The organism is Alcanivorax sp. HI0083, from assembly GCF_001635175.1.
On record NZ_LWFX01000176.1, the window covers coordinates 1 to 6,233 of the forward strand.

Genomic DNA, 6,233 nt, shown 5'->3' on the forward strand with positions numbered 1-6,233 from the left:
GGCGCGGGTGCGTTCGCCGTTCCGGCCGTCGACCTTGCGCCCCGGTGGCAGTATCTCCGGGCCGACCATGATGGGGTTAGCGGATGCGGCCATGTACGCGGCGATTCTGGGAGAGCTGGGCCGGGTGGAAATGGCGGTGACACAGAATCTGAATATTAATTTCCTGTCACGCCCGGCGCCGGCGGACCTGATCGCCGAGGTGGTGATTCTGCGGCTGGGCCGTCGTGCTGCGGTGTTGGAAGTGCAGCTGTTCAGTGAGGGCAACGATGAAATGGTTGCCCATGTCACCGGGACCTATGCGTTGCCGAGTAGTTGAAAGGATCGAGTTGAAAGTTGAAAAGCGCGGTGTGGATGGATTGTCGCAGGACGAACGTTATCACCGCGCTGTTTTGCAGGAGTTTGGTGGCTAGTGTGGAGCCGTAGCGGCGTATCATCACAGGCACCAATCTTCAAAGATTGTTTCTGTTTCCCTTTTCAACTTTTCACTTTGAACTTTCAACAGAGTTTCGCGGGCAGGGCGGTCACGGTGTGGCACTGTCCCAACCCGCGTTGCAGCTTGATGCTTGTAGCTTCCCGCGTTCTTTTACCTCAACTCTTTTTCCCAGATTAGATCGATGCTGTTCGATTCACTGCTGGAGCGGGCCTCAAGGTGCAGGCTGCGAGTCAGGGTATAGCGCAGGATGACGGTGGAAATGGCGTCGAACAGGCCCACCGCGTAGGTGAGATACAACCGTTCGGACAGCTGTTTGCCGAGCATCAGTGCCGCGTCGTCGCTTTCCCAGTCGCTACCCACGCTGATGTCATCCACACCGAGTTTATCGCCGATTTTTTCGGTAACACCGCTGCCTTTTTCCAGCCCGTATAACGCCAGGGCCTGGGCAATTTGGTTGCCCTCGCTCTTGGAGCCACTTTCCAGTGGGCGCCCGGTGAGCAGGTAAGACATGGCCTGGCTTTGTTCCATGCCGGGATCGGAAAACAGAGATGCACTGGGTTCTTGCAGGGTGCCACTTAACTGCACACCCACCACTACGCCTTCGCTGGGGATTTTTCGGATGGCGCGAATATCCAGGCCGGGGTTGTCCGGTGGCCCCTGGAATATTAGCTGGCCGTCGCTGATGGCCAGATTCTGCCCGTAAGCCCGGTAACGCCCTTCACGAATCACCAGCTCGCCATTGAGTTGCGGTGGCCGCTGGGGTTTCTGCTCAACCTGCAGGGTGCCGCCGAGCATGGCGTCGAGCCCGAAACCCTTGAAGTGAACCTTGTCGCCTAGTGTCAGGGTCACATCCATGCCCAGTGGCAGTTGGCTGGGGCTGTCCCCTTCCTGATGGACCAGCACCTGATCGTTGCTGACGGTGATGGCGCCTTCCGGAATTTCCACTGGGCGGATTTCGGCTTCCGGGATGGCCAGGGAGCCGGTCAGGTTCAGTCCTTCCTGGTCGCCTGCCAGGGTCAGATCCGGCGTTAGCAGGATGCGGGCATCGGGCCGGTCAGCGGCAAGCAAACGCTCGCCGCCGAGTGTCAGTTGCAGGGGGATGTTTTTATCGCTGGGGTCCACCGTGCCGTTCAGACGCAGAGTGCCTGTGCCCATTTGCGCGGAGCCGGTGATGTCCAGTTTGCCCTGGGGGTTGCCCTGGATCGCCACTTGCAAGTCGGCGATATCGATCCCGAGAAAAGGAATCAGTGCTTGCCCGTCTTGCAGCTTGATGGCGCCGTTCATGATGGGCTGGCGAACCGTGCCGGCCAGGGAAAAGTCGCCGCGAATACGACCTTGCACTTCACGCAGGTCGGCGGTGAACAGTTCCACAAACGCCAGACTGCTCAAAGTGAAATCCACCTCACCTTGCAGCGAGGAATCCAGCTCCAGCCCGTGCTCCAGTTGTGCCCGGGCGTTGCCCAGCGCGGTGGTCAGGGTCAGGTTGCTGCTGAGTCGTTGATCGGCGAGCGTGCCTTGCACGGTGAGCGTTTCGATCTCCACCGGGGGCGGGGCATCTGCGGTGTTAACGGTGATCTTCGCGTCCCGGGTTTGCAGGGAGAATTGGCCGTCGGGCTTGTCCAGCGAACCGTGCAGGGTGAGATCGGCATTCACGGCGCCCTCCATGGTCAGGGTGGGGCCGAGCAGGCTATTGGCCAGGGCCAGCGGCAGGTCGGCCAGATGTACCTCTGCGTTCACGTTGTCCTGGCCGTTGGAAGTGTGGCTGCCTTGCAGGCACAGCTGGCTGGGGGCCTGTACCAGACAGAACGGGGCCAGTGATTGCGATTGGGCAGAGACACGCAAGCTGCTGTCCGTGTCTTGTTGCCACTGCCCCAGGCGAGTGTGTTGCAGCCGGGTATCGGAGAGGGTGCCTTGCCAAGTGGTGCTTGCCGGGTCGAGGCCGCCATGCAAGCGGGTTTCCAGGGTTACCTCGTTGCGGCTTGCCTCGGCCTTGAGCTGATGCCGGGCCCAGTTGCCGTTGGCGGTGACAGTGAGGGTGCTGACCTCTTCGGTGCTGCCCTGCGTGATCTGGTTGCCGCTCAGGCTTAGCGCCATGTCACCCCGGTGTGAAGTTTGCGGCAGGCGCAGTTGGGAGAAACGGCTTTGCAGTTGGGCTATCTGCCAGTCCTGCCAGCCCAGAGTGTTGCCAGTGAGCTGGCCGCTGAGTGCCGGGTCGCTATAGGTGCCCTGGAGCTGAACCTGGCCAGCCAGGTTCCCGCTCAGCCCCGGATACAATTGCTGCAGGCGTGCCAGTGTCAGGTCGCTGCGGAGTTGCCACTGTGGCCATACCTGGCCGCTGGCCTGCAGCTGGTTGTCCCCCCAGCTACCCTGGGTGTTCAAGTGCAATTGTTGTTTGTCATCGGGTGTCTGGCTTTGCAGGGTGCTGGTGAATGACAGTGCCTGCTGGCGCACCTGGCCGCGCAACGACAGCTCACTGGGCGACAGGGTCCAGCGATCGCCGTCCCACTGCCCCTGGCTGTGGCCGTCGATGGCCAGTTGACCGGGGAAGAGTGGGTGCAGCAGGGCGGTGTTGAGATCGCCACTGAGGTCCAGATCCCAGCTTAATGGGCTGAACATCACCTGGCCGTTGCTGGCCAGCGTCTGGTCGCCGTCCTGTACGGTGAATTCATGCAGGGTAATGCCGCCGGGAATGAGGGCGCTGTCCACGGTAATGGCCACATTGCGCTCACCGCTGGACAGGCCGGTGTGGCCGCTCAGGCGCAGTGCGTCGAGCGGGCCGCTTGTGTCCAGTTCGCCTTTGCCCAGTGATAGAGGTTGCGGCAAGGCAAGCGGCAACGCCTGGGCTGGCCAGCGATGGTGCAGGGCAATTTGCCATTGTTCATCCTTGAGCCGCCACTCCCCCTGACTTTGCATTTCCACCGGGCCGGTAAGCTGATGGTGCAGCTGAAGTTGGCTCAGTGGGCCCGCCAGGGTGAGTTGGCCGCTGGCCCGTTGTGCCTGCAGGGTATTGTTGTCGGGCAGTGGCAGCTGCCAGCTTGCCGTGCCTTGCACATCGAAGGGGGCCGTCAATTTGCCCTGGGCGGTGGCCTGCACCGTGGTATCGGCCAAGGTGTGAGTGTGCAGGCGGGCGATCTGGAAGCTTCGCCAGGCCGCGAGGCTGTCTGCTTCCAGCTTGCTGACCAGTACCGTGTCGTTCAGTTGAAAGGCATCCATGGTTAACCGGTCGATACGTATCCCGAAGGGCAGTGCCAGGCTCTCTGGCAGGGCCGCCGGTTGCGGCTCGGTGTTGTCTCCGGGCGCAAGCGTAATGTGCAGGGTGCCAAGGGACAGGCGCTCCAGTTCCAGCCAGCCACTGAGCAGGGCTCGCGGCACCATATCGGCGCTGACCTGGTCCAGGGTCACGGTGAGCCCCTGATAGCGATAGTCGATGTCATTGAGGGTGATGCCGCTGAGCAGGCTGCCGTGCCACTCGCCCAGGCTGAGTTCGCCGGGGATAAAGGGGGAGGCTTTTTCCAGTAGCCAGCGGTTGCCGGTGGCGGTGCCCAGCAGCAGCGTCAGGCCCAGCAGACAGGCCAGCAACAGGCTGAGTAATACCAGCAAGCCGCGGGCCAGGACGGAGCGCAGGGCAAAGCCGTTTTGAGGTTCGCGCCCGATCACAGGTCCGGCCCCATGCTCAGGTGCAGGCGCCAGTCACGGTGCTCGTCTACTGCCCGGGCAATATCCAGGCGAATCGGCCCCAGTGGTGAGCGCCAGCGGATGCCGATGCCGGCACTGTGGCGCGGTTCGAAGGCATCGAAATCGTTGAAGGCATTGCCGGCATCGGTGAAAGCCGCCAGGTGCCATTTCTCGGTGAGCGGGTGATCGTATTCCAGGCTACCGGTGGCCAGGTGGCGCCCACCAATGACCTCACCGTTGCTGTCTTCCGGGCCCAGGGATTCATAGGCGAAACCGCGCACGCTGGAATCGCCACCGGCGAAGAAGCGGATGGAGGCTGGCAGTTCGGTCACATCATTGACCTCGGTGTAACCCAGATCGGTGCGCATCAAGACGCGCCCGCCCAGCAAGGGAAAGAGAATCTTGCCGCCGCTGGTGAGCTGCAAAAAAGACGCTGTGGATGACAGGTTCTGATCGGCGAACCGCACGGCGGTGTTCAGGCGCCACCCGAAAGTGGGGTAGACCGGGTCGTCGGCCTTGACGCGACTTAACTGGAAGCCGGGTATCAGCAGTTCGGCCTGATCCACCTGGTCGGCGATCTGGTAGGTCTCACGCAGGAATTCCAGGGAGGTGGTGGCCACCCAGCGATTTTCCAGTTCGACGATATAATCTGCCCCGGTGCTCCAGCGTTCGTTTTCATTACTGTCGGTGTTTTCGTTGACGAAGCTGGTGTGCAGGTCCAGCCGTTCATGGAGCGGGTCCTTCAGCGGGATCTGGTAACTGGCTCCGGCCCCTTGCTGCACTTCGGACAATTCGGTTTCCGCCCGGAAACGGTGTCCGGCCTTGTTGACCCGGCGATTCTCTACCCCCAGCCGAACCCGCGGCCCGGTATCGGTGCTGACGCCGACGCCGGTGAGCAGGGACCAGCGGTTGTTGTCCGTCAGGGCGATGCTGACGGGAATCCGGCGGGTGGTGTCGTTGGGTTCGCCTTTCTCTACCCGCACGGCACTGAAGTAACCGGCACCAAGAAAGGACTGCTGGGTTTCCAGCATGCGGCCACTGTCGTAGGGCTCGCCTTCCTGAAAGCTCACATAGGCGTTAACCAATGATGGATTGAGTACGCTGCCGCTAACGGTGATTTCACCGAAGTGATAGCGCGGGCCGCTGTCCACATGCAGCGTAATGCTGGCCCGGTGGGCTTTTGTGTCCACCTTGAGGGTGTGGGTGGTCAGCTCGCCGTGGACATAGCCGCGGCTGATCAGGTGCTGTTGCAGGCTTTTTTTCAGGTTGCTGTAGCGGTCGTGTTGCAGCCGTTGACCGGTGGCCAGCTGTGCCTGTTCCACCAATTTGGTGAACGCCGGGTCCTGGGCCGCATCACCGGTGATTTCCACTTGCACGTGTTTGAGTATCACCGGTGGGCCGGTGTTCACGTCCAGGGTCACGCTGACGCAGTCGCCGTTTTCATCGGCGGAAAGGGAAAGCTGGCTGTCGTAGTAGCCCATGGCTTGCAGGGCATCGGTACTGTTGGCAATGATTTGACGGCGGATCAGGCCGTATTGGGCTCTGGGCGGCCGGCAGGGGTAGCGTGACAGGTCCACCAGCGACTGAATGTTGTTGGCTACCGCCTCGCTGGCGTTGCCGGTGATGTGCAGGTTTGGCGTGTCTTTGGCGAACGCAAGGGCGGGAAATAGCATCAGCAGCATCAGGATGAACGTCTTGCTCTGCCGATTGTGGTATCGATGGTGCGCCAAGCTCTGCATCCCTGTTTACGTCAGCCCACAGTGTAAGCCAAGGGCGGGGGGAACGAGAACCTTAACTGCCTGGCGGGTCAACCTTGTGGTGCGGATTTTCTCGCTGGCTGTCACGTGAATAGTCGCTGGCACTGGGCCGTTTTTTCAGCCGGCGTTGCAGGGTGCGGCGGTGAATTCCAAGGGCGTCTGCCGCCCGTGAGATATTGCCGCCGTGGGTGTCGAGGGTGCGCTGGATATGCTCCCATTCCAGCCGCTGCAGTGAGGGTGGGCTGTCTGGCAGGGGCAGGGCCTGGCTGGCCGGGTCGGCATCCAGTGCCTGCAGAATATCGTTGGCGCCAGCGGGTTTGGTCAGATAGTTATGCGCGCCACGGTGGGTGGCGGCGACGGCGGCGGCG

4 protein-coding genes are annotated in these 6,233 nt (G+C 61.7%); 1 reads left to right on the forward strand and 3 read right to left on the reverse strand.

The window, feature by feature from the left end; genetic code table 11:
- On the forward strand, positions 1-316 hold a 316-nt coding region (locus A3754_RS01875), incomplete at its 5' end, for a PaaI family thioesterase (RefSeq protein ID WP_156496689.1).
- A gap of 267 nt (positions 317-583) precedes the next feature.
- On the opposite strand, the gene A3754_RS01880 is transcribed toward A3754_RS01875, so the two are convergent.
- From A3754_RS01880 to A3754_RS01890, 3 genes are all read right to left on the reverse strand, one after another.
- On the reverse strand, positions 584-4,090 hold the full coding sequence (locus tag A3754_RS01880) for a translocation/assembly module TamB domain-containing protein (RefSeq protein ID WP_063518699.1): 3,507 nt from the start codon (positions 4,088-4,090) through the stop codon (positions 584-586).
- Positions 4,087-5,847 (reverse strand): autotransporter assembly complex family protein, encoded by a 1,761-nt coding sequence (locus A3754_RS01885; RefSeq protein WP_063518700.1) that lies wholly within the window; start codon positions 5,845-5,847, stop codon positions 4,087-4,089. Before A3754_RS01885 ends, A3754_RS01880 begins: the two co-directional genes overlap by 4 nt.
- Positions 5,848-5,899: 52 nt before the next feature.
- Positions 5,900-6,233, reverse strand: a 334-nt coding sequence (locus A3754_RS01890; RefSeq protein ID WP_197468378.1) for a response regulator transcription factor, incomplete at its 5' end; no start/stop codon positions are given.